Origin of the sequence: Paenibacillus sp. J31TS4 (genome assembly GCF_018403265.1) — a bacterium.
Classification (GTDB): Bacteria; Bacillota; Bacilli; order Paenibacillales; family NBRC-103111; genus J31TS4.
In genome coordinates this window covers 1-427 of the sequence record NZ_BOSI01000029.1, presented here as the reverse complement: position 1 = coordinate 427, position 427 = coordinate 1, and the positions used below count along the sequence as shown (strand labels likewise).

General features: G+C 50.8%; 1 tRNA gene and 1 rRNA gene. Both read left to right on the top strand.

The annotated features are described in order from the left end of the window. A 23S ribosomal RNA gene (locus KJS47_RS23835) occupies nt 1–127 on the top strand; the annotation flags it as partial. 173 nt (nt 128–300) lie between these two features. Then, nucleotides 301–372, top strand: a tRNA-Glu gene (locus KJS47_RS23830). Nucleotides 373–427: the final 55 nt, after the last annotated feature.

The following is a 427-nucleotide window of genomic DNA, read 5'->3' as shown; positions in this document are numbered from 1 at the left end:
AGCCCCCCTCAAGATGAGATTTCCCAGTATGTAAGACCCCTTGAAGACGACGAGGTAGATAGGTTCGGGGTGGAAGCGCAGCAATGCGTGCAGCTGACGAATACTAATCGGTCGAGGGCTTATCCTATCGCTTTTGAAGGATTAACTTCGAAAGCATCAGCTAGCTATACATGAAGATATCCACGCATCCGCGTGGCTCTGTCCACCGATTCAGATTCTTGTTTCAATTCCAGTTTTCAGGGCGCAAGTCGTTCTGAATAGCATCACCCGATGTTTCTTGGCGGAAACATCTACATATGTGGCCCGTTGGTCAAGGGGTTAAGACACCTCCCTTTCACGGAGGTAACAGGGGTTCGAATCCCCTACGGGTCATAGTAAGGGCGCTTAGCTCAGCTGGGAGAGCATCTGCCTTACAAGCAGAGGGTCG